Origin of the sequence: Rhizobium sp. Pop5 (assembly GCF_024721175.1) — a bacterium.
In the GTDB taxonomy this organism is placed as follows: domain Bacteria; phylum Pseudomonadota; class Alphaproteobacteria; order Rhizobiales; family Rhizobiaceae; genus Rhizobium.
Genome location: NZ_CP099399.1, coordinates 3,637,080 through 3,656,110, shown reverse-complemented (window position 1 = coordinate 3,656,110; position 19,031 = coordinate 3,637,080). Strand labels below are relative to the sequence as shown.

Here is a 19,031-nt window from a genome sequence, read left to right as displayed (position 1 = left end):
TTCCTGGCTCCGCCCCATGTCGCCGGTCCTATTCGTGCTTTTTCGCCTGTTTGGCAAGGGGGTGATGCATCTGGACGAGCTGCTGCAGCCTCTCTTCGAGGACATGTGTGTAGATCTGAGTGGTCGAAATGTCCGAATGGCCGAGGAGTTCCTGCACGACGCGCAGATCGGCACCATTGGCAAGCAGGTGGCTTGCAAAGGCGTGACGCATGACGTGCGGCGAAATCAGCGACGGCGTCAGGCCGGCGCGGATCGCAAGGTTCTTGAGGTCCCGGGCGAAAACCTGGCGCGGAAGGTAGCCCTCCTTGGAGGCGGCGGGAAACAGCCAGGGGCTTTCCCGCGGTTCCTTGGCCGCTGCGTTTTCCGCCGCCAGCAAGCGCCCGTAGGATTTGAGAGCCGATATCGCCGATTGCGACAGCGGCACCAGCCGCTCCTTGTTGCCCTTGCCTCGGATCATCAGGAAGCGGCCCTCCTGATCGAGCACGCGGGCGGGAAGCGAAACGAGTTCGCTGACGCGCATGCCGGTGGCATAGAGCAGTTCCAGAAGCGCCAGCATGCGCAGGCGCTGCAGCTGGCCGGGCGCCGGATCGTCTGCCTCAGCCTCGGCCTGCGAAAGCAACCGGCTCACTTCCTCCACGCCCATCGTCTTCGGCAGGGGGCGTCCCTTCTTCGGCGCGTCGAGAATGCCTGTGGGATCGTCGGTGCGAATGCCTTCGGCATAGAGGAACTTGTAGAATTGGCGCATGGCCGCAAGCCGGCGCGCCTGCGAGGAGGGTTTGAAGCCCTGGCGGGCGAGCGAGGAGAGATAGGCAGAAAGATCGGCGGAGGCGGCTTCGATGAGCCTTATGCTGCGGCCGTTCAGGAAGGAGAGGACGTCTTCGAGATCGCGCTCGTAGGATTGCAGCGTGTTGGCGGCCGCGCCGCGTTCGGCGCTCATCATTTCCAGGAAGGATTCCACGTGGATGCGGCCGAGATCCCTCATATCCTCACTTCCTCGTCGCGTCGATCGTGCCCGTCGCAGGCGGGTTGACTCGCTCCGACGGGATGCGGATCGTCACGTCGCGCTGCCGCGGTTCGACGAAGGTGACAAGCGCCCACATCGCTCCGTAGACCGTTCCGGCGAGGATCGCGCAGAAGAACAGGAAACGGAACAGGGTCGGCATCCGGCAACTCCTTCATGCTCTGGTTCTGTTATAAGAAGCGTATTCGCAAGTGCAAGAAGCGCTCTTCAAGCCATGATTCCCTTGTCCGCGACTTGACGCTCCACCTGCATTTGTCGATACGGTTTGCAAACAAAGTGTGAATGGACCGATGAGTGACCCACTGCTGACCGTTGCCGACAGCCTGAAAGACAGAGTTCGCGCTGCGCTCGGTTCACGCAATCTGATCCTCGTCGGCCTGATGGGTGCTGGAAAATCCGCCGTCGGGCGCATCGTTGCCAGCCAGCTCGGCATTCCCTTCATCGACAGCGATCACGAAATCGAGCGTGTTTCGCGCATGACGATCGCCGAACTTTTCGCGGCCTATGGTGAGGAAGAGTTCCGGGCGCTGGAGACGCGGGTGATGAAACGGCTCCTGAAAAGCGGGCCGCGCGTCGTCTCCACAGGCGGGGGCGCCTTCATCAACGAGCGGACGCGCAAGCATATCAAGAAGGGCGGCCTTTCCGTCTGGCTGAAGGCGGATCTGGAGGTGCTCTGGGAGCGGGTCAACAAGCGCGACACGCGGCCGCTGCTCAAGACCGAAAACCCGAAGCAGACGCTCGAAAACCTGATGACTGCGCGTTATCCGATCTACGCGCAGGCTGATATCACCGTGCTCTCGCGCGACGTGCGCAAGGAAATCATGGCCGACGAGGTGCTGAAGGCCGTGATCGAAGCTCAGAAGGAAAGTGCAGCGTCATGAATGCGATACCCTCCGCCCCCGCCGCCCAGACGGTGCATGTGCCGCTCGGCGAGCGCGCCTACGATATCCTGATCGGGCCGGGGCTGATCGCGCGCGCCGGCGCCGAGATCGCCTCCCGTCTCAAAGGCCGCAAGGCGGCTGTTATCACCGACGAGAATGTGGCGCCGTTCTACCTCGACGCTCTCGTCGCGAGCCTCGATGCAGCTGGCATCGTTTCTGCCGAAGTCGTCCTGCCGGCCGGCGAGAAGACCAAGAGCTTCGAACATCTGGTCAATGTCTGCGACAAGGTGCTCGAGGCCCGCGTCGAGCGTAACGATTGCGTCATTGCGCTCGGCGGTGGCGTCATCGGCGACCTCTCGGGATTTGCGGCCGGCATCGTGCGGCGCGGCGTGCGCTTCGTGCAGATGCCGACTTCGCTGCTGTCGCAGGTCGATTCCTCCGTCGGCGGCAAAACCGGCATCAACTCCCGCCACGGCAAGAACCTGATCGGCGTCTTCCATCAGCCGGATCTGGTTCTTGCCGATACGGATGTGCTGAATTCGCTCAGCGAGCGGGAATTCCGTGCCGGCTACGCCGAGGTCGCGAAATACGGGCTGATCGACAAGCCTGACTTTTTCGCCTGGCTGGAAGCCAACTGGAAGGCGGTTTTTGCGGGCGGCTCCGCGCGGATCGAGGCGATTGCCACCAGTTGCCAGGCAAAGGCAGACGTCGTCGTCGCCGACGAGCGCGAGAACGGCCAGCGGGCGCTGCTCAATCTCGGTCATACGTTCGGCCACGCGCTGGAAGCGGCGACCGCCTATGACAGCCGCCGCCTGGTGCATGGCGAAGGCGTTTCGATCGGCATGGTGCTGGCGCATGAATTCTCCGCCCGGATGAACCTCGCAAGCCCCGACGACGCGCGGCGCGTCGAAAAACATCTGAAGGACGTCGGCCTTCCGACCCGCATGTCCGAGATTCCGGGCGACCTGCCGCCCGCCGAAACGCTGATGGACGCGATTGCCCAGGACAAGAAAGTCAAGAGTGGCAAGCTCACCTTCATCCTGACGCGCGGCATCGGCCAGTCCTTCGTCGCCGACGACGTTCCTGCCTCCGAAGTGATCAGCTTTCTCCGGGAAAAACATCCTTGACGACAATCGAAGGCGCTCTGGCATTTCTAGCGGCATATTGGCCGGAGATTCTTTCGATCACGGCGCTCGTTCTGATGTCCGCTTTTTTTTCCGGCTCCGAGACCGCGCTGACGGCCGTTTCGCGCAGCCGCATCCATACGCTGGAGGCAAACGGCGACGAGCGCGCCGGCCTCGTCCGGCAGCTGATCGAGCGGCGTGACCGGCTGATCGGCGCGCTGCTCATCGGCAACAATCTCGCCAACATCCTTTCCTCCTCGATCGCCACCAGCCTTTTTCTCGGACTGTTCGGCAATTCCGGCGTGGCGCTGGCGACGCTGGCGATGACCGTCATCCTGGTCATCTTCGCGGAAGTGCTGCCGAAGAGCTGGGCGATTTCGACGCCTGACCGTTTTGCGCTTGCAGTGGCATTTCCGGCCAGGCTCTTCGTTGCCGTCGTCGGCCCGGTCTCCTCCTTCGTCAATGCGATCGTGCGGCAGATTCTTTCGCTGTTCGGCATCAATCTGTCGCGGGAGGTGTCGATGTTGACGGCGCATGAGGAGCTGCGCGGCGCCGTGGATCTCCTGCACCGCGAGGGCTCGGTCGTGAAGGCCGACCGGGACCGTCTGGGCGGCGTGCTCGATCTCGGCGAGCTTGAGCTCTCCGACATCATGGTCCACCGCACCGCGATGCGGGCGATCAACGCCGACGATCCGCCGGAAGCGGTGGTGCGCGCCATCCTCGAAAGCCCTTACACGCGCATGCCGCTGTGGCGCGGCACGATCGACAACATCATCGGCGTCGTCCACGCCAAGGATCTCCTGCGGGCGCTTGCCGAGCCGAACATGGAGCCGCAGAACCTCGATATCGTGAAGATCGCGCAGAAGCCGTGGTTCGTGCCAGACAGCACCAACCTCGAAGACCAGCTCAACGCTTTCTTGCGCCGCAAGCAGCATTTCGCCGTCGTCGTCGACGAATATGGCGAGGTGCAGGGCATCGTGACACTGGAGGATATTCTCGAAGAAATCGTCGGCGATATTTCCGACGAACACGATATCGAGATGCAGGGCGTGCGCCAGGAGGCGGACGGCTCGGTCGTCGTTGATGGCGGCGTGCCGATCCGTGACCTGAACCGCGCGCTCGACTGGAACCTGCCCGACGAGGAGGCAACGACGATCGCCGGCCTTGTCATTCACGAATCCATGACCATTCCCGAAGAACGCCAGGCCTTCACCTTTTACGGCAAGCGTTTCGTCGTCATGAAGCGGGAGAAGAACCGCATCACCAAGCTGCGCATCCGCCCTGCGCAGGAAGACGACACGAAATCCGGCTGACCTCGCTTGGATTGCGGGCGGCCGATATCCATATAGGCTGTGCCGCTACCAGCGGGTCGGTTCATCGGGTGCTGCCGGTTCGACGGCGAGCGCATGCAGTCCGGCATCAAGCTCGGGTTTCAACAGGTCGGTGATCGCCCGGTGGCGCGCCAGCCGCGACATGCCGGCGAATTTTGCCGAAACGATCCTTACCCGCATGTGGGTTTCGCCGGTGCCTGTCATGTCGGGCTGATGGCCGGCATGCAGATGGCTCTCGTCGATGACGCTCAGGCGTTCGGGGGCGAAAGCTTCGACAAGTTTTTCTTCGATGCGGGTCCGCAGGGTCATCATTCGGTCTTGCTGCTTCGCGAAAAAGGTTCCCACCAAGCCAGCAACAATTCCATTTGTCAATTCTTGTTGTCGCTTCGCGACAGTCCCATAATTAGCGCCGTCATGAGACTCGATTCCAAATATTTCGACCGCATCCGAACACGCCGCAAACGCGAGCAGGAGGCAGAGCAGGCGCCGCCTACCTGCCAGTGGGACGGCTGCGACAAGAAAGGCGCGCATCGCGCTCCCGTGGGGCGCAATGCGGAAGGCCAGTTCTTCTTGTTCTGCTTCGAGCATGTCAAGGAATACAACAAGGGCTACAACTATTTCTCCGGCCTTTCGGACGGAGAGATCGCCCGATACCAGAAAGAGGCGATCACCGGCCATCGGCCGACATGGACCGTCGGCGTCAACAAGTCAGCCAAGGACAGCCCGCTGCATTCGGAAGTCCGTTCCGGCGCCTATTCGCGCGTTCGCGATCCCTTCGGCTTCGTGAAGGAAGGCGGCGGCAAGGGCAGCGGGCCGCGTTTTCCCCAGGCGCGCAAGCTGAAATCGCTGGAGAGCAAGGCCTTCGACACGATGGGCCTTCACGCCAATGCGACGTCGGCCGAGATCAAGAGCCGCTACAAGGAACTGGTCAAGAAGCACCATCCCGATGCCAATGGCGGCGACCGCGGCTCGGAGGAGCGCTTCCGCGCCGTCATCCAGGCCTATCAATTGTTGAAGCAGAACGGTTTTTGTTAATTCCCGTCCTTGCTCTTGGGCTTCAATCGGGTATGGTCCAAATCGGCTGAGGCCGCAGGCAAACGCGGCGCATATTTGCGTGTTCTCCTGACATCGCCTCCGCCGACCTTCCGGACGCGGCGTTTCTTGTCCGGGACTCTTTCAAGAATGCTCGCAAGCGGTCATTATCCCGCCGAGGTTTCGTTTCAGTCCCGGAGAAGTATCGCCGACGTTCCGACCTGGACGGGCGCGGAAAAATCGCGGCGTCACGGTTGCGACATGGCCTGAGACAGTATGGCCGGGTGGCTTCACCCGCCTTGGAGACATGATGAGCAAGATCGACCTCGATATTTCACAACTGCCCGACACTACCGTTTCGGTCCGCGAAACCTTCGGCATCGATTCCGACATCCGCGTTCCCGCCTACAGCAAGGGCGACGCCTATGTGCCGGACCTCGACCCCGACTACCTGTTCGACCGCGAGACGACGCTCGCCATTCTCGCAGGCTTCGCGCATAACCGCCGCGTGATGATCTCCGGCTATCACGGCACGGGCAAGTCCTCGCATATCGAGCAGGTGGCGGCTCGCCTCAACTGGCCGTGCGTGCGCATCAACCTCGACAGCCATGTCAGCCGTATCGATCTCGTCGGCAAAGATGCGATCGTCGTCAAGGACGGGCTGCAGGTCACGGAATTCAAGGACGGCATCCTGCCCTGGGCCTATCAGCACAATGTTGCGCTCGTCTTCGACGAGTATGATGCCGGCCGCCCCGATGTGATGTTCGTCATCCAGCGCGTACTGGAATCCTCCGGCCGCCTGACGCTGCTCGATCAGAGCCGCGTCATCCGGCCGCACCCGGCGTTCCGTCTGTTTGCGACGGCGAACACGATCGGTCTCGGCGACACGACCGGCCTCTACCATGGCACGCAGCAGATCAACCAGGCGCAGATGGACCGCTGGTCGATCGTGACGACGCTAAACTACCTGCCGCATGATCACGAAGTGAATATCGTCGCCGCCAAGGTGAAGAGCTTCGGCAAGGACAAGAACGGCCGCGAGACGGTTTCCAAGATGGTGAGGGTCGCCGACCTGACACGCGCCGCCTTCATGAACGGTGATCTCTCGACCGTCATGAGCCCGCGCACGGTCATTACCTGGGCAGAAAACGCCGAGATCTTCGGCGACCTCGCCTTCGCCTTCCGCGTCACCTTCCTTAACAAGTGCGACGAGCTGGAGCGCCCGCTGGTGGCCGAGCACTATCAGCGCGCCTTCGGCGTCGAGCTGAAGGAAAGTGCCGCCAACATCGTTCTCGGAGCCTGAGGCCCGACCGATCATGGCAGCTCGCGGTGACAATTCGAAAGCAAAGCCCGGTGCGCCCGTCGACGTCGAGCCGCTGCGCCGGGCGATCTCAGGTTGCGTGCGCTCGATCGCCGGCGACGGCGATGTCGAGGTGACCTTCGCCAATGAACGGCCGGGTATGACCGGCGAGCGCATTCGGCTGCCGGAGCTTTCCAAGCGGCCGACGGCGCACGAGCTGGCGGTCACCCGCGGGCTCGGCGATTCCATGGCGCTGCGCCTCGCCTGTCATGACGAAAAGGTGCATACGACGATGGCGCCGCAGGGCTCGGACGCCCGGGCGATCTTCGATGCGGTCGAGCAGGCGCGTGTCGAATCGATCGGCACGCTGCGCATGGAGGGCGTGGCGGCGAACCTGCGCTCCATGACGGAAGAGAAATATTCCAAGGCGAATTTCACCGGCATCGAGCGTCAGGAAGACGCGCCGATCGGCGAAGCCGTCGCCATGATGGTGCGCGAGAAGCTGACCGGCCAGCGGCCGCCTGAAACCGCCGGCAAGGTGCTCGACCTCTGGCGTTCCTTCATCGAGGACAAGGCGGGTCCGGAGCTCGACAACCTCACGAATGCGATCAACGACCAGCAGGCCTTCGCCAAGGTCATCCGCAACATGCTGTCGGCCATGGAGATGGCCGAGGAATACGGCGACGACGACAGCGAAGCCGACAATGACGACCAGTCGGAGCAGGAAGACCAGCCGAACGGCGACGAGCAGGACCAGGACGAGGTCGACGAGGATGCCGGCACCGATGCCGCCCCCGTCGAGGACAGCGAAGTCTCCGACGAGCAGATGGAGGACGGCGAAACCGAAGGCGCCGAAATCTCCGACGACGACATGATGGAAGAGGGTGAGGACGATTCGGAAACGCCGGGCGAGACCCGCCGTCCGAACACGCCTTTCGCCGATTTCAACGAGAAGGTCGATTATCACGTCTATACCGAAGAATTCGATGAGATCATCACCGCCGAAGAGCTTTGCGATGCCGCCGAGCTGGAGCGCCTGCGCGCCTTCCTCGACAAGCAGCTTGCGCATCTGCAAGGGGCGGTCGGTCGTCTTGCCAACCGGCTGCAGCGCCGTCTGATGGCACAGCAGAACCGCTCGTGGGATTTCGACCTGGAGGAGGGCTATCTCGATCCGGCCCGGTTGCAGCGTATCATCATCGATCCGATGCAGGCGCTTTCCTTCAAGATGGAGCGCGACACGCAGTTCCGCGATACCGTCGTCACCCTGCTCATCGACAATTCCGGCTCGATGCGCGGCCGGCCGATCACGGTTGCCGCCACCTGCGCCGACATTCTCGCCCGTACGCTGGAGCGCTGCGGCGTCAAGGTCGAGATCCTCGGCTTCACGACGAAGGCCTGGAAGGGCGGGCAGGCGCGCGAAACCTGGCTCGCCGGCGGCAAGCCGCAGACGCCGGGTCGCCTCAACGACCTGCGCCACATCATCTACAAATCGGCCGACGCACCCTGGCGGCGGGCACGCTCCAATCTCGGGCTGATGATGCGCGAGGGCCTGCTCAAGGAAAATATCGACGGAGAGGCGCTGATCTGGGCGCATAATCGCCTGCTCGCCCGTCGCGAGCAGCGCCGCATCCTGATGATGATCTCGGATGGCGCGCCGGTCGACGATTCGACGCTGTCGGTCAATCCGGGCAACTATCTGGAGCGGCACCTTCGCGCCGTCATCGAGCAGATCGAAACTCGTTCGCCTGTGGAACTGCTGGCGATCGGTATCGGTCACGACGTGACGCGCTATTATCGCCGCGCCGTGACGATCGTCGATGCCGACGAGCTGGCCGGTGCTATGACCGAGCAGCTTGCCTCTCTCTTCGAAGATCAATCCGCCCAGCCGCGCGGCGGCCGGCTACGCCGTGCCGGCTGACGCCGCTGGAAGGGAATGCATGGGATGACTGCCAAGCGCCTTTGCCGCGCGGCGGCGGTTGTCCTTTCCATCGCGGCCGGCGCATCCAAGGCATGCGCCGGCGCCGAGATACCGGTCATTAGCCGGCAAATCTCGGATTTCAGGATCGGCTCGTCCGAGACGAAATTCGGCCCGCTGGAATTTCTCGGCGGACTGGAAATGGTTTCCAGCAAGGCGTTGTTCGGTTCGCTCTCCTCCATTCGCTTCCGCCCGGACCAGAAACATTTCGTCGTCGTGCTCGATACCGGCCAGTGGCTGACCGGCAGCATCGAACGCGATGCCAAGAGCAGGCTTTCCGGTCTTTCGAATGTCGAAATCACTCCGATGAAGAACCGCTCCGGGCGCAGCTTTGAGGGTAAGGGTCAGATGGATGCGGAGGGCCTGGCATTCGACGCAGACCGGGTCCTGGTTTCTTTCGAGCAGATTCATCGCGTCGATATCTATCCCGATCCAGGTTTTGCCGAATCGGGCGCGATCGGCACCCTGCCGATCCTCATCCCTCGGAAGATGCTGAGCGACAATCGCGGCATCGAAACCATCGCCGTCGCGCCTGAAACCAGCCCACTCAAGGGCGGTGTGGTCATCGTCTCCGAGCGCGGTCTCGACAGCGAGGGCAACCGGATGGCGGCCATTCTCAGTGGCCCGCTGAAAGGGCTTTTCTCAGTCAAGCGGGACGGAAGCTTCGACGCCACGGATGGCGCCTTCCTGCCGAATGGCGATCTGCTGCTCCTGGAGCGCCGTTTCAACATGGCCGAAGGCATCGGAATGCGCCTTCGGCGCATCAAGTGCGCCGATATCAGGCCCGGCGCCGTCGTTGACGGCGAACTTTTGCTCGAAGGCGATTTCAATTCGCAGATCGACAATATGGAGGGACTTGACGCTTTCCAGGCAGCTGACGGCACGACCCACATCATCATGGTGTCGGACGACAATCACTCGATCCTGCAGCGCAATCTGATGCTGGAATTTCGACTGACCGAATAGCTTGACGCTCGATGCGTCAGACTGATGTCATATGCCTTGGCTATCGGAATGAGCCGCAAATCGGAAAATCAGCATTCGGAGAGAAATCTTGGTGCATATCCATGTCATGGGCGCGTCCGGCTCCGGCACGACATCGCTCGGCCTTGCGCTTGCCGAAAAGCTCGATATCGCCCATCTCGACACCGACGATTTCTTCTGGTTGCCGACCGACCCGCCGTTCACGACGCCGAGGGATGCCGATGAACGCATCCGGCTGCTCCTCGAGGCGGCGGCGCAGTATGACGGGTGGGTGCTCTCCGGATCGGCGCTGAAATGGGGGAGGCAGATCGAGCCGTTCTATGACCTGATCGTGTTCCTGAGGATCGAGCCGGACCTCCGGATGGCGCGAATCCGTGCGCGGGAGATCGCCCGATATGGAGAGAGGATCGGGCCTGGCGGCGACATGGAAGTCAAAAGTGGGGAATTCATGGAATGGGCGGCAAGTTACGATACATCAGGTCCCGAACGCCGCAGTCTTACTGCGCATGAGCAATGGCTGGAAACGCAGACCGCGCCGGTCTTGCGCCTCGACTCGTCGCGAGAGATCGATGGTCTGGTCGCTGAGGTGCTTCTGCATCCCGCAATCGCCGCCGGTGCGGTCCGGCGGCGTCGATAATTTAGCTGGCGCGGGCGGCCTGCATCGGCCGCAGCACATTCATCAGCGCGCCGTATGGCAGCAGCATGACCAGGCCGACGATCATCTTCACGGCGAAATCGCCGATCGCCCAGGAAATCCAGCGTGGGGCTTCAGCAGCCAGAACGCCGAGGATCGGTGCCGACTCGAGCGCGAAAGGCTCGTTCGGACCGAGGAAGACGAAAAACGCGGCAAAGGAAAGCGAGAAGAACATCACCGTATCGAGCGCCGAGCCGATCAGCGAGCCGACGAGCGGCGCGCGCCACCAGGCCTGGCGACGAAGGCGGTTGAAGACGGCGATATCGAGCAGCTGGCCGGCGAGATAGGCCGAGCCGGAGGCGACCGCTATGCGCGGCGCCGAGGTGAAGAAGGAGAGGGTGACGCCGACGACGAAGCCGGCAAAGACGACCTTGCGGGCGGCCTGCGGACCGAACTGGCGGTTGGTCAGATCGGTGATCAGGAAGGCAACCGGGTAGGAGAAGGCGCCCCAGGTCAGAATATCGGCGAGATTGATGCCGGCGACTTCGGCGTTCAGCGGGAACTGGACGAGGAAGTTTGAAGCGACGACGACGAGCGTCATCAGCGCGACATAGGCAAGGGTATAGCGGGTCTTCAGCATTTTTTTATCCTGGGTGATGCCACCAGTTGGAGTGCTCAGGCAAAGCAAAAGGCTTGTCCGGTATTACCCGTTCAAGCCTTTTGAAGCCGTATGAAAGAATGGCAGAAGCTTACGCAGCAGCGGCTTCGGCAGTCTTCTTGACGATCTGACGGCGCAGCAGGCGCGCACGCATCGACAGTTCGTTCTCGCTTGCCTTGATCAAGAAGGCATCGAGGCCGCCACGGTGCTCGACGGAGCGAAGAGCGGCAGCCGAAACGCGAAGACGATAACGCTGGTTCAGCGCGTCGGAAATCAGCGTGACCTGGCACAGGTTCGGCAGGAAACGGCGCTTGGTCTTGTTGTTGGCATGGCTGACATTGTTACCAGTCAGGACGGCCTTGCCGGTCAATTCGCACACGCGGGACATGGAACACCTATTCTTGTTTTTCTCGGGCCATCGAATTGCCATTCCCGGCAAAACCGGGCTCGCAATCCAACAGGCATGATTGGAAAGTTGCGGTTCTATAGTCAGAGAGCCTGCTCGCGTCAAGCCAAACCTTGGCCTTTCCCGCAATTCTGTCAAAAAGCTGCTGTTTTCTTCCCTTCACGGCGGGAGTATAGAGCGCTCAGCATGGGCTGCCTGCGCCCGGTAAAACAAGGCTTTGTTCATGGCTCATTCGGGCAGACGAATTTTCATTTCGGCCGTCGCCGCGCTTCTTGCCATACCGGCATCGGCGGCCGAGATCCAGCATCGGACGGAATATCGGGTGGCGCTCGCCGGCCTGCCGATCGCGCGCGCAGCGTTCCTGACGCAGATCGAGGACGATCACAGCTACAAGATCGCCGGCGACATCAATTCCTCCGGCCTTGCCGACCTCGTCACCAAGATCCAGGCAAAAACCAGCGTCACCGGCGTCGTGCGTAACGACAGGCTGCAGGCGCTGAAATATTCGCTTTACTACAAGAGCGGCAAGAAGGCCCGCGTCTACGAAGTCAGCTACCGCGACGGCAACATCATCTCAGCGACGACGACACCACCGCCGAAGCGCCCGAAGAACTGGATCGACGTCACGCCGCGCGACATGCGTTCGGTGCTCGATCCCATCTCCGGCCTTGTCTTCACCGGGGATACCAAGGTCTGCTCGCAGACGCTGCCGATCTTCGATGGCGAGACGCGCATGGATCTGGTGCTTTCGCCGAAGGGCGACGAGGATTTTTCGACCGATGGCTTCAAGGGCAAGGCGGTCGTCTGCAGCGTGCGTTTCGTGCCGCGGTCCGGCTACAAGAAGGGCCGCAAGGACATCGACTATCTCAGCAAGAGCGACCGTATGGAAATCTGGTTTGCCAAGTCGGAGGCGGCCAATGTATATGCTCCGGTCTATGTGCGCATTCCCACGGAATATGGAATGGTGACGATCACGGCCGTCAAATATGGCAGTGTCGGCTGACGGAGCTTTCGCCTCCGTGAAGGGGGACAGATGAAGCTTCGCGCGACGGCGATCGGTTTTGCGGCCATTCTGATGTGGTCGTTCCTGGCGCTCCTGACGGCTTCTTCCGGCAAGATGCCGCCATTCCAGCTTTCGGCCATCTGCTTTGCGATCGGCAGCATTCCGGGCCTTGTCGTGCTGATCCTCAACCCCGCGCGGCGGGCGCTGCTGAAGCAGCCCGCCCGGGTCTGGATCACCGGTATTGCGGGTCTCTTCGGCTATCACTTCCTCTACTTCACCGCGCTCAGGAACGCGCCCGCAGTGGAGGCAGGGCTGATCTCCTATCTGTGGCCGCTTCTGATCGTCGTCGGCTCGGCGCTTCTGCCGGGAGAGCGGCTGCGCTGGTATCACGTGGCGGGCGCGCTTGCCGGGCTTTGCGGCACCTTTCTGATCGTCGGTCGCAACGGCATCGATTTCGATGGAGCTTACGCGGTCGGTTACGGCGCCGCCTTCCTCTGCGCCTTCACATGGTCGGGCTATTCGCTGCTGACACGGCGTTTCGAGGCCGTCTCCACGGATGTCGTCACCGGCTTCTGCCTTGCGACCTCCATCCTGTCTTTCTTCAGCCATCTTGGCCTGGAGGCGACCGTCTGGCCGGAAACCAGCGTCGAATGGGTCGCCGTCGTCGGGCTCGGCCTCTTCCCTGTCGGGGCGGCCTTCTATGCCTGGGATTACGGCGTCAAGAATGGCGATATCCAGATTCTCGGCGCGGCAAGTTATGCCGCGCCGCTGCTTTCGACGCTCATCCTGACGCTGTTCGGATTTGCCGAGCCGAGCTGGCGCATTGCTCTTGCCTGCCTGCTCGTCACCGGTGGAGCGGTGCTGGCTGCCCAGGAAATGTTCCGCCGCAAAATTCCGGCGCAGTCTGCGGCGGCGTAGCCCTCAGCCGCCGGGCTTCCAATCCGGCGGGGCCATCTCGAAGCTCGAAAATACGAAGCCGGGAGAGACGGTGCAACCGACCAAGGTGAAATCGCCGAGGGTTTCTGCCGATTGCCACCAATTGGCGGGAATGATCGCCTGTGGCCGCTCGCCGGCGGAAAGGTTCGTTCCGAGTGTCAGGATTTCGCTTGCCCTCCCGTCTTCCGAACGATGCAGCGCCAACGGCGCGCCGGCGTAATAGTGCCAGACCTCGGCCGCGTCATGGACGCGATGCCAGTGCGAGCGTTGTCCCTTGGTCAGCAGGTAATAGATCGCCGTCGAATAGCCGCGCTCCCCGCCCGAGACATCGCGGAAGGTCTGGACGTACCAGCCCCCTTCCGGATGCGGCTGCATACCGAGTTCGCGGATGATCTCTTCCGGCGACATCAGAAATTATCCTTGCGCTTGCGGATCTCGGCAAAGACCTCCTCGTTCGTCTTGCCTTCCATGACCAGATTACGGCGGATCACCGGATCGCCGGCGCGCAGGAACGGGTTGGTTTCCTTTTCCAGGCCCAACATCGTCGGAATGGTGAATTTGCCTTCGGCGCGCAGGGCCTCGATCTCGGCGGCCCGGCTCTTCAGGCGCTCATTGTCGGGATCGACCGTGAGCGCGAAACGGGCGTTGGAGAGCGTATATTCGTGGCCAAAATACACGGCGGTCTCATCCGGCAGCACGGCGAGCTTCTGCAGGGAATGCCACATGTCGGCGGCGGGGCGTTCGAACAGGCGGCCGCAGCCGAGCGCAAACAGCGTATCGGCGGCAAAAAGCAGCTTGTCGTCGACGAAGTGATAGCAGATATGGCCCGCGGTGTGGCCGGGTGTTTCGATGACATTGACCGTGTGGTCGCCGAAAAGGAACCTGTCGCCGTCGGCCATCGTCCGGTCGAGGCCGGGAATGGCGACCGCCTCGTTGATCGGACCGATGATTTCGCAGCCGAACCGCTCCTTCAGCGCCAGGTTGGCGGCGACGTGATCGGTGTGGTGATGGGTGGTGAAGATATGGGTGATCTTCCAGCCGCGGCGCGTCACCGCTTCCAGGATCGGCGCCTCCTCCGGCGCATCGATCGCCGCGGTAAAGCCTGTTTCCGGATCGTGCACGAGAACGCCGAAATTGTCGGTGCGGCAGAGAAAAACGTCTAATTCCAAAGGTTTCATCTTCAAATAATCCCTTGTCCCACGACTCTCGCGGGAATGTAGAGAGTCCGGCCTTGAAGTCCAACCGCCCGCTGATAACATTTATCGCAATGCACGCCGATATTGTCGACCTACGTCAGTTCTATCACTCCGAGCTCGGGCGCCTTGCCGAGCAGTCGATCGCCATGGCGCTGTCCTCGCTCTGGGTGCGGCTACCACAGGAGCGTCTGGTCGGCCTCGGTTATGCCGTGCCCTTCCTCGACCGTTTCCAGGCCGATACCGAGCGCACCTTCGCCTTCATGCCGGCCGGGCAGGGCGCGGTGAACTGGCCGATGGGCTCGCTTTCGTCGACGACGCTTGTTTTCGATGAGGAACTGCCGCTGCCGGATTCATCGATCGACCGGGTGCTGATGGTGCATTCGCTGGAATTTGCCGAGAGCCCGCGCGAGACGCTGAAGGAACTCTGGCGGGTGCTGGCGCCCGGCGGACGGCTGATCATCGTCGTGCCGAACCGGCGAGGGGTCTGGGCGCGCATGGAGCATACGCCCTTCGGCTCGGGCCGACCCTATTCGCGCGGCCAGCTGACGCATCTGCTGCGCGAGACGAATTTCACCCCCGGAGCAACCGCCGAGGCGCTGTTCTTTCCGCCTTCCAAGCTCAGAGCCATCTTGCGGCTTCGCCGCGCCTTCGAGCGGATCGGCCGGACACTGTGGCCTGCCTTCTCGGGCGTCATCATCGTCGAGGCGCAGAAGCGGCTCTACCAGGGGCTGCCGGTCGCCGCGCGCGCCTCGCGCCGCGTCTTCGTGCCGGTTCTCGCACCCCATGGCGTACCGACAACGCGCAGCCGGTGATGCCGTTCCCGGCACTCGACAAGAACGGCATTCCGCTTTAATGGCACTGGGTCATTTTCCGGAAAATCCAAGGTCGACCCATGAGCGTTGAGATGAGCAAGCCCGTTCCGCGTCCCGGTATTCTCGATATCGCAGCCTATGTGCCGGGCAAGGAACATGCGCCGGGTGTTGCCCGCGTCTACAAGCTTTCGTCCAACGAAACGCCGCTCGGCGCGAGCCCGAAGGCGATCGAAGCCTTCAAGGCGGTCGCCGATAATCTGGGGCGTTATCCGGACGGGCAGGCGATCGAACTGCGCGAGGCGATCGCCGCCGTGCATGGCCTCAATCCGGCAAACATCCTCTGCGGCAACGGTTCCGACGAACTCCTCGGCCTGCTCTGCCATGTCTATCTCGGCGCCGGCGATGAAGGCATCATCACCGAGCACGGCTTCCTCGTCTACAAGATCCAGATCCTGGGCGCGGGCGCGACCCCCGTCGTCGTTCGGGAAAAGAACCATACCGTCGATGTCGACGCGATCCTTGCCGCGGTAACGGAGAGGACGAAGATCGTCTTCATCGCCAATCCCGGCAATCCCACGGGCACCTATGTTCCCGTCAGCGAAATCCGCCGCCTGCAGGCCGGGCTGCCGAAACATGTCGTGCTCGTGCTTGATGCGGCTTACGCCGAATATGTGCGCCGCAACGATTATGAGGCCGGCATCGAGGTCGTGTCCTCCAACGCCAACGTGGTGATGACCCGCACCTTCTCGAAGGCCTACGGTCTTGCGGCGCTGCGCGTCGGCTGGATGTATGCGCCTGCCGATATCGTCGATGCGGTGAACCGCGTGCGTGCTCCGTTCAACCTGAATGCAGCGGCGATCGCCGCCGGTGCGGCGGCTATTCGCGACCAGGCCTTCGTCCAGCAGGCCGTCTCTTTCAACCAAATGTGGGTGGAGACGCTCACGCAGGCCCTCGAAGCAATCGGGCTGAAAGTGACGCCCTCCGTCGCCAATTTCGTCCTCATCCATTTCCCCGAGATCGACGGCAAGCGCGCGGCGGATGCCGACGAGTTCCTGACGCGCCGCGGCTACATCCTGCGCGCCATGCGCGGCTACGGCTTTTCCAATGCGCTGCGCATGAGCGTCGGGCCGGAAGAGGCCAATCGTGGTGTCATGGCCGCCCTCGGCGAATTCATGGGACGTCAGGCATGAGCGTGCAGTTCGATCGCATCGCGCTGATCGGCATCGGCCTGATCGGCTCTTCGCTCGCCCACGACATCCGGCGGCTCGGCCTGACGAAAGAGATCGTCGTTGCGACACGCAGCGCTGATACGCTGAAGCGTGCGGAAGAGCTCGGCCTTGGCGACCGCTACACGACGTCCTCGGCGGATGCCGTCAGGGATGCCGACCTCATCATCGTTTCGGTTCCGGTCGGCGCTTCGGAAAGCGTGGCGAAAGAGATCGCTGGAAGCCTGAAGCCGGGGGCGATCGTTACCGATGTCGGCTCCACCAAGGCTTCCGTCATCGCGCAGATGCAGCCGCATATGCCTGAGAATGTGCATTTCATCCCCGGCCATCCTCTGGCCGGCACGGAGAAATCCGGCCCGGATGCCGGCTTTCCCGGCCTCTTCGAAGGCCGCTGGTGCATCTTCACGCCGGTTGCCGGCACTGACGAAGCGGCGCTGAAGCGGCTGCGCGGTTTCTGGGAGGCGCTCGGCTCGAAGGTCGACGAGATGGATGCGGAGCATCACGACAAGGTGCTGGCAATCGTTTCGCACCTGCCGCATATCATCGCCTACAACATCGTCGGCACCGCCGACGATCTGGAGACGGTGACCGAGTCCGAGGTCATCAAATATTCAGCCTCCGGCTTTCGCGATTTCACCCGTCTCGCCGCCTCTGATCCGACGATGTGGCGCGACGTCTGCCTGCACAACCGCGATGCGATTCTCGAAATGCTGGCGCGCTTCTCGGAAGATCTCGCCTATCTGCAGCGCGCGATCCGCTGGGGCGAGGGCGACAAGATTTTCGAACTTTTCACCCGCACACGCGCCATCCGCCGTTCGATCATCCAGGCCGGCCAGGATGTCGACGCACCGGATTTCGGCCGCCCCCATCCACTTGATAAGAAGTAGCGGCCAACGCTTGAGAGGCCGGATCGGCTAGATCGGCGGAATCCGGCCGAGCGGGATGAAGCCGCTGACGGTGGCGTTGCCGTGATCGACGACGAGATCGACCGAGACCTTGTCGCTGCCGTTGGCGAGCGCCTTCAAGAGCTTCGTCGCCGTGTTCACCGTCGAGGCGATATCCGGGAACGCCTGTTTCAGGCTATGGCCCCAGGGGCCGAGCTGTTCGATCTCCAGTTTGAATTTTCCCGACAGGAAGCCCTGTTCGTCGAAGGAGAAGGGGCCGGTCAGCGTCATGACCTTTCCGTCGCCGATGTCGGCCACGATACGGCGCAGTTCGCCGTTGGCGCCATTGAGGCCGTTCGGATCACTGCCGTCGATCAGGCCGGCCTTGCCGGCGACGGTCAGATCGATGCTGGCGGAAAGTTTCGGGAATACCTGCGGCCAGTCCTTGATCGCGGTATTTGCATCCTCAACGGAGATCGCGCCATCGAGATCGGCTCCGTTCTGGCGGAGATGAATTTCGGTGTGGGCGGCATCGAAACTGATGGTCTGGCCGGTGAAGGAGGAGACTGCCGTCGCCTTCAGACCCTCGATGACCGTTGAGCTGCGGTCGATGCCCTTCAACCTGGTCGCGAGGCTTGATTGCAGGTTTGCCCATTGAGCCGAGATCGAAAGGCCGTTGGTTGTGCGGATTTCCGCGGGCGAATCGAGCTCCCAGACGATATGGCCGGGCGCATAGACCTGTGCTGCCGAACGGAGCGCCCCGAAGGTGGCCGAGACGCCGTTGACGTTGTCGTCGACGTCGATCTTGGAGCAGAACAGGCCGATGCGGAAGGGATAGCCGCGGAACTCGATATCGGCGCATTCGCCGCTGACGCCCGCCGGATTGCCTGGCGCGATCGCTTTCAGCACCGTCGTCTTCAGTGCCGATGCCGCATAGAACCAGCCGCCGGTATAAAGTGCTATTACCAAGAGGATGCCGCCGCCCAGCAACCAGAATTTCTTGCCGCTGCCAGATTCGCCGCTGCCGGATCGGCTTGACGCTGCCATGATGTTCTCCAATGGTGAGTCGCAAATGTGATTCCGGTCTGGCGTGCGATATGGACGAATTTTGGGTATTTGGCTACGGCTCACTGATGTGGAATCCGGGCTTCGAGTTTTTGGAAAGGGCAGAGGCTCTGGTGCATGGCTACAGGCGTTCGCTCTGCGTTCGCTCCTTCGTCCACCGAGGCACCCGGGACAATCCCGGCCTCGTTCTCGGCCTCGACCGGGGCGGGGCCTGCCGCGGCATGGCGTTCCGCATTTCGCCGAAAAATTGGAACGAGGTGATCGACTATCTCCGCGCCCGCGAACTCGTCACCAATGTCTATCTGGAGCGCCGGGTGCGGCTGCAGTTTGCCGGTGGCCGCAAGATAGAAGCGGTCTCCTACATCGTCGATCGCGACCACGAGCAATATGCGGGCAGCCTCGATGCACTGGAGGCGGCCCAGGTGGTGAATGTCGCCAAAGGCCAGTCCGGCCCGAACGATGCCTATGTCTTCAACACGCTCGCGCATCTGAAGCAGATGGGCATTCGCGACCATTGGCTGGAGCAGGTTGCCAGCGAAGTGGAGCGGTTGCGCGCCGCCTGA

At 62.2% G+C, this 19,031-nt stretch carries 22 protein-coding genes; 14 read left to right on the top strand and 8 right to left on the bottom strand.

Annotation, left to right across the window (positions count from 1 at the left end):
* Nucleotides 1–28 precede the first annotated feature (28 nt).
* Both xerD and NE852_RS20150 read right to left on the bottom strand, forming a co-directional pair.
* On the bottom strand, nucleotides 29–982 hold the full coding sequence (xerD, locus tag NE852_RS20155; protein ID WP_008527807.1) for a site-specific tyrosine recombinase XerD: 954 nt from the start codon (nucleotides 980–982) through the stop codon (nucleotides 29–31).
* 4 nt (nucleotides 983–986) lie between these two features.
* The gene (locus NE852_RS20150; protein ID WP_008527806.1) at nucleotides 987–1,163 is read right to left on the bottom strand and encodes a hypothetical protein; all 177 of its coding nucleotides are present in this window, start codon (nucleotides 1,161–1,163) and stop codon (nucleotides 987–989) included.
* 148 nt (nucleotides 1,164–1,311) lie between these two features.
* On the opposite strand from NE852_RS20150, the gene NE852_RS20145 reads away from it, so the two are divergent.
* From NE852_RS20145 to NE852_RS20135, 3 genes are read left to right on the top strand one after another with little or no spacing between them, the layout of a single operon-like run.
* Nucleotides 1,312–1,902 carry a shikimate kinase gene (locus NE852_RS20145; RefSeq protein ID WP_008527805.1) on the top strand — a complete coding sequence of 197 codons (591 nt, stop codon included), beginning with the start codon at nucleotides 1,312–1,314 and terminating at the stop codon, nucleotides 1,900–1,902.
* Nucleotides 1,899–3,029 (top strand): 3-dehydroquinate synthase, encoded by a 1,131-nt coding sequence (gene aroB, locus NE852_RS20140; protein WP_008527804.1) that lies wholly within the window; start codon nucleotides 1,899–1,901, stop codon nucleotides 3,027–3,029. Before NE852_RS20145 ends, aroB begins: the two co-directional genes overlap by 4 nt.
* Complete coding sequence (locus tag NE852_RS20135; RefSeq protein ID WP_008527803.1) at nucleotides 3,026–4,339, top strand: HlyC/CorC family transporter; 1,314 nt, start codon at nucleotides 3,026–3,028, stop codon at nucleotides 4,337–4,339. The genes aroB and NE852_RS20135 overlap by 4 nt, the downstream gene beginning before the upstream one ends.
* Before the next feature lie 45 nt (nucleotides 4,340–4,384).
* Here NE852_RS20135 and NE852_RS20130 read toward each other — a convergent pair whose 3' ends face one another.
* The gene (locus NE852_RS20130; RefSeq protein WP_205621944.1) at nucleotides 4,385–4,669 is read right to left on the bottom strand and encodes a BolA family transcriptional regulator; all 285 of its coding nucleotides are present in this window, start codon (nucleotides 4,667–4,669) and stop codon (nucleotides 4,385–4,387) included.
* A gap of 102 nt (nucleotides 4,670–4,771) precedes the next feature.
* On the opposite strand from NE852_RS20130, the gene NE852_RS20125 reads away from it, so the two are divergent.
* The 5 genes from NE852_RS20125 to NE852_RS20105 all read left to right on the top strand — a co-directional run bounded on the left by NE852_RS20125 (nucleotide 4,772) and on the right by NE852_RS20105 (nucleotide 10,285).
* Entirely contained in the window at nucleotides 4,772–5,392 is a 621-nt protein-coding gene (locus tag NE852_RS20125) for a J domain-containing protein (protein ID WP_008527800.1), read from the top strand.
* A gap of 307 nt (nucleotides 5,393–5,699) precedes the next feature.
* Nucleotides 5,700–6,692: a cobaltochelatase subunit CobS gene (cobS, locus tag NE852_RS20120; RefSeq protein ID WP_008527798.1), complete on the top strand. Its 993-nt coding sequence runs from the start codon at nucleotides 5,700–5,702 to the stop codon at nucleotides 6,690–6,692.
* 13 nt (nucleotides 6,693–6,705) lie between these two features.
* The gene (cobT, locus tag NE852_RS20115) at nucleotides 6,706–8,607 is read left to right on the top strand and encodes a cobaltochelatase subunit CobT (protein WP_258155994.1); all 1,902 of its coding nucleotides are present in this window, start codon (nucleotides 6,706–6,708) and stop codon (nucleotides 8,605–8,607) included.
* Nucleotides 8,608–8,631: 24 nt separating this feature from the next.
* Nucleotides 8,632–9,630, top strand: coding sequence for an esterase-like activity of phytase family protein (locus NE852_RS20110; RefSeq protein ID WP_008527783.1), 999 nt, complete (start codon nucleotides 8,632–8,634; stop codon nucleotides 9,628–9,630).
* Between the two features lie 88 nt (nucleotides 9,631–9,718).
* Nucleotides 9,719–10,285 (top strand): adenylate kinase, encoded by a 567-nt coding sequence (locus NE852_RS20105; protein ID WP_008527781.1) that lies wholly within the window; start codon nucleotides 9,719–9,721, stop codon nucleotides 10,283–10,285.
* A 1-nt stretch (nucleotide 10,286) separates the two neighbouring features.
* Here NE852_RS20105 and NE852_RS20100 read toward each other — a convergent pair whose 3' ends face one another.
* Together NE852_RS20100 and rpmB are read right to left on the bottom strand one after the other, a co-directional pair.
* Nucleotides 10,287–10,922, bottom strand: a complete 636-nt coding sequence (locus NE852_RS20100) for a VUT family protein (protein ID WP_008527779.1) — start codon at nucleotides 10,920–10,922, stop codon at nucleotides 10,287–10,289.
* A 109-nt stretch (nucleotides 10,923–11,031) separates the two neighbouring features.
* Complete coding sequence (gene rpmB, locus NE852_RS20095) at nucleotides 11,032–11,328, bottom strand: 50S ribosomal protein L28 (protein ID WP_008527777.1); 297 nt, start codon at nucleotides 11,326–11,328, stop codon at nucleotides 11,032–11,034.
* A gap of 241 nt (nucleotides 11,329–11,569) precedes the next feature.
* Here rpmB and NE852_RS20090 point away from each other — a divergent pair, with 241 nt between their 5' ends.
* Both NE852_RS20090 and NE852_RS20085 read left to right on the top strand, forming a co-directional pair.
* Nucleotides 11,570–12,349, top strand: a complete 780-nt coding sequence (locus NE852_RS20090) for a DUF3108 domain-containing protein (protein ID WP_008527775.1) — start codon at nucleotides 11,570–11,572, stop codon at nucleotides 12,347–12,349.
* Nucleotides 12,350–12,379: 30 nt separating this feature from the next.
* On the top strand, nucleotides 12,380–13,267 hold the full coding sequence (locus NE852_RS20085; protein ID WP_008527773.1) for a DMT family transporter: 888 nt from the start codon (nucleotides 12,380–12,382) through the stop codon (nucleotides 13,265–13,267).
* A gap of 3 nt (nucleotides 13,268–13,270) precedes the next feature.
* Here NE852_RS20085 and NE852_RS20080 read toward each other — a convergent pair whose 3' ends face one another.
* Nucleotides 13,271–13,693 (bottom strand): cupin domain-containing protein, encoded by a 423-nt coding sequence (locus NE852_RS20080; protein ID WP_008527771.1) that lies wholly within the window; start codon nucleotides 13,691–13,693, stop codon nucleotides 13,271–13,273.
* Nucleotides 13,693–14,463 (bottom strand): hydroxyacylglutathione hydrolase, encoded by a 771-nt coding sequence (gene gloB, locus NE852_RS20075; protein ID WP_258155992.1) that lies wholly within the window; start codon nucleotides 14,461–14,463, stop codon nucleotides 13,693–13,695. Before gloB ends, NE852_RS20080 begins: the two co-directional genes overlap by 1 nt.
* 53 nt (nucleotides 14,464–14,516) lie before the next feature.
* Here gloB and NE852_RS20070 point away from each other — a divergent pair, with 53 nt between their 5' ends.
* From NE852_RS20070 to NE852_RS20060, 3 genes are all read left to right on the top strand, one after another.
* The gene (locus NE852_RS20070; RefSeq protein ID WP_008527764.1) at nucleotides 14,517–15,293 is read left to right on the top strand and encodes a class I SAM-dependent methyltransferase; all 777 of its coding nucleotides are present in this window, start codon (nucleotides 14,517–14,519) and stop codon (nucleotides 15,291–15,293) included.
* 92 nt (nucleotides 15,294–15,385) lie between these two features.
* Nucleotides 15,386–16,483, top strand: coding sequence for a histidinol-phosphate transaminase (gene hisC, locus NE852_RS20065; protein WP_258155991.1), 1,098 nt, complete (start codon nucleotides 15,386–15,388; stop codon nucleotides 16,481–16,483).
* The gene (locus NE852_RS20060) at nucleotides 16,480–17,406 is read left to right on the top strand and encodes a prephenate/arogenate dehydrogenase family protein (protein ID WP_258155990.1); all 927 of its coding nucleotides are present in this window, start codon (nucleotides 16,480–16,482) and stop codon (nucleotides 17,404–17,406) included. The genes hisC and NE852_RS20060 overlap by 4 nt, the downstream gene beginning before the upstream one ends.
* 27 nt (nucleotides 17,407–17,433) lie before the next feature.
* Here the strand turns inward: NE852_RS20060 and NE852_RS20055 are convergent, their stop codons facing one another.
* Entirely contained in the window at nucleotides 17,434–18,450 is a 1,017-nt protein-coding gene (locus NE852_RS20055; RefSeq protein WP_008527746.1) for a DUF2125 domain-containing protein, read from the bottom strand.
* A gap of 50 nt (nucleotides 18,451–18,500) precedes the next feature.
* Between NE852_RS20055 and NE852_RS20050 the strand changes: the two genes are divergently transcribed.
* Complete coding sequence (locus tag NE852_RS20050; RefSeq protein WP_008527744.1) at nucleotides 18,501–19,031, top strand: gamma-glutamylcyclotransferase; 531 nt, start codon at nucleotides 18,501–18,503, stop codon at nucleotides 19,029–19,031.

Coding starts and splice junctions, on each gene's coding strand:
- NE852_RS20060 (WP_258155990.1), top strand. CDS start 16,480: ATGAGCGTGCAGTTCGATCGCATCGCGCTGATCGGCATCGGCCTGATC.
- xerD (WP_008527807.1), bottom strand. CDS start 982: ATGAGGGATCTCGGCCGCATCCACGTGGAATCCTTCCTGGAAATGATG.
- cobS (WP_008527798.1), top strand. CDS start 5,700: ATGAGCAAGATCGACCTCGATATTTCACAACTGCCCGACACTACCGTT.
- NE852_RS20085 (WP_008527773.1), top strand. CDS start 12,380: ATGAAGCTTCGCGCGACGGCGATCGGTTTTGCGGCCATTCTGATGTGG.
- NE852_RS20150 (WP_008527806.1), bottom strand. CDS start 1,163: ATGCCGACCCTGTTCCGTTTCCTGTTCTTCTGCGCGATCCTCGCCGGA.
- NE852_RS20145 (WP_008527805.1), top strand. CDS start 1,312: ATGAGTGACCCACTGCTGACCGTTGCCGACAGCCTGAAAGACAGAGTT.
- NE852_RS20050 (WP_008527744.1), top strand. CDS start 18,501: ATGGACGAATTTTGGGTATTTGGCTACGGCTCACTGATGTGGAATCCG.
- rpmB (WP_008527777.1), bottom strand. CDS start 11,328: ATGTCCCGCGTGTGCGAATTGACCGGCAAGGCCGTCCTGACTGGTAAC.
- hisC (WP_258155991.1), top strand. CDS start 15,386: ATGAGCAAGCCCGTTCCGCGTCCCGGTATTCTCGATATCGCAGCCTAT.
- gloB (WP_258155992.1), bottom strand. CDS start 14,463: ATGAAACCTTTGGAATTAGACGTTTTTCTCTGCCGCACCGACAATTTC.
- aroB (WP_008527804.1), top strand. CDS start 1,899: ATGAATGCGATACCCTCCGCCCCCGCCGCCCAGACGGTGCATGTGCCG.
- NE852_RS20100 (WP_008527779.1), bottom strand. CDS start 10,922: ATGCTGAAGACCCGCTATACCCTTGCCTATGTCGCGCTGATGACGCTC.
- NE852_RS20110 (WP_008527783.1), top strand. CDS start 8,632: ATGACTGCCAAGCGCCTTTGCCGCGCGGCGGCGGTTGTCCTTTCCATC.
- NE852_RS20055 (WP_008527746.1), bottom strand. CDS start 18,450: ATGGCAGCGTCAAGCCGATCCGGCAGCGGCGAATCTGGCAGCGGCAAG.
- NE852_RS20090 (WP_008527775.1), top strand. CDS start 11,570: ATGGCTCATTCGGGCAGACGAATTTTCATTTCGGCCGTCGCCGCGCTT.
- NE852_RS20080 (WP_008527771.1), bottom strand. CDS start 13,693: ATGTCGCCGGAAGAGATCATCCGCGAACTCGGTATGCAGCCGCATCCG.
- cobT (WP_258155994.1), top strand. CDS start 6,706: ATGGCAGCTCGCGGTGACAATTCGAAAGCAAAGCCCGGTGCGCCCGTC.
- NE852_RS20125 (WP_008527800.1), top strand. CDS start 4,772: ATGAGACTCGATTCCAAATATTTCGACCGCATCCGAACACGCCGCAAA.
- NE852_RS20130 (WP_205621944.1), bottom strand. CDS start 4,669: ATGATGACCCTGCGGACCCGCATCGAAGAAAAACTTGTCGAAGCTTTC.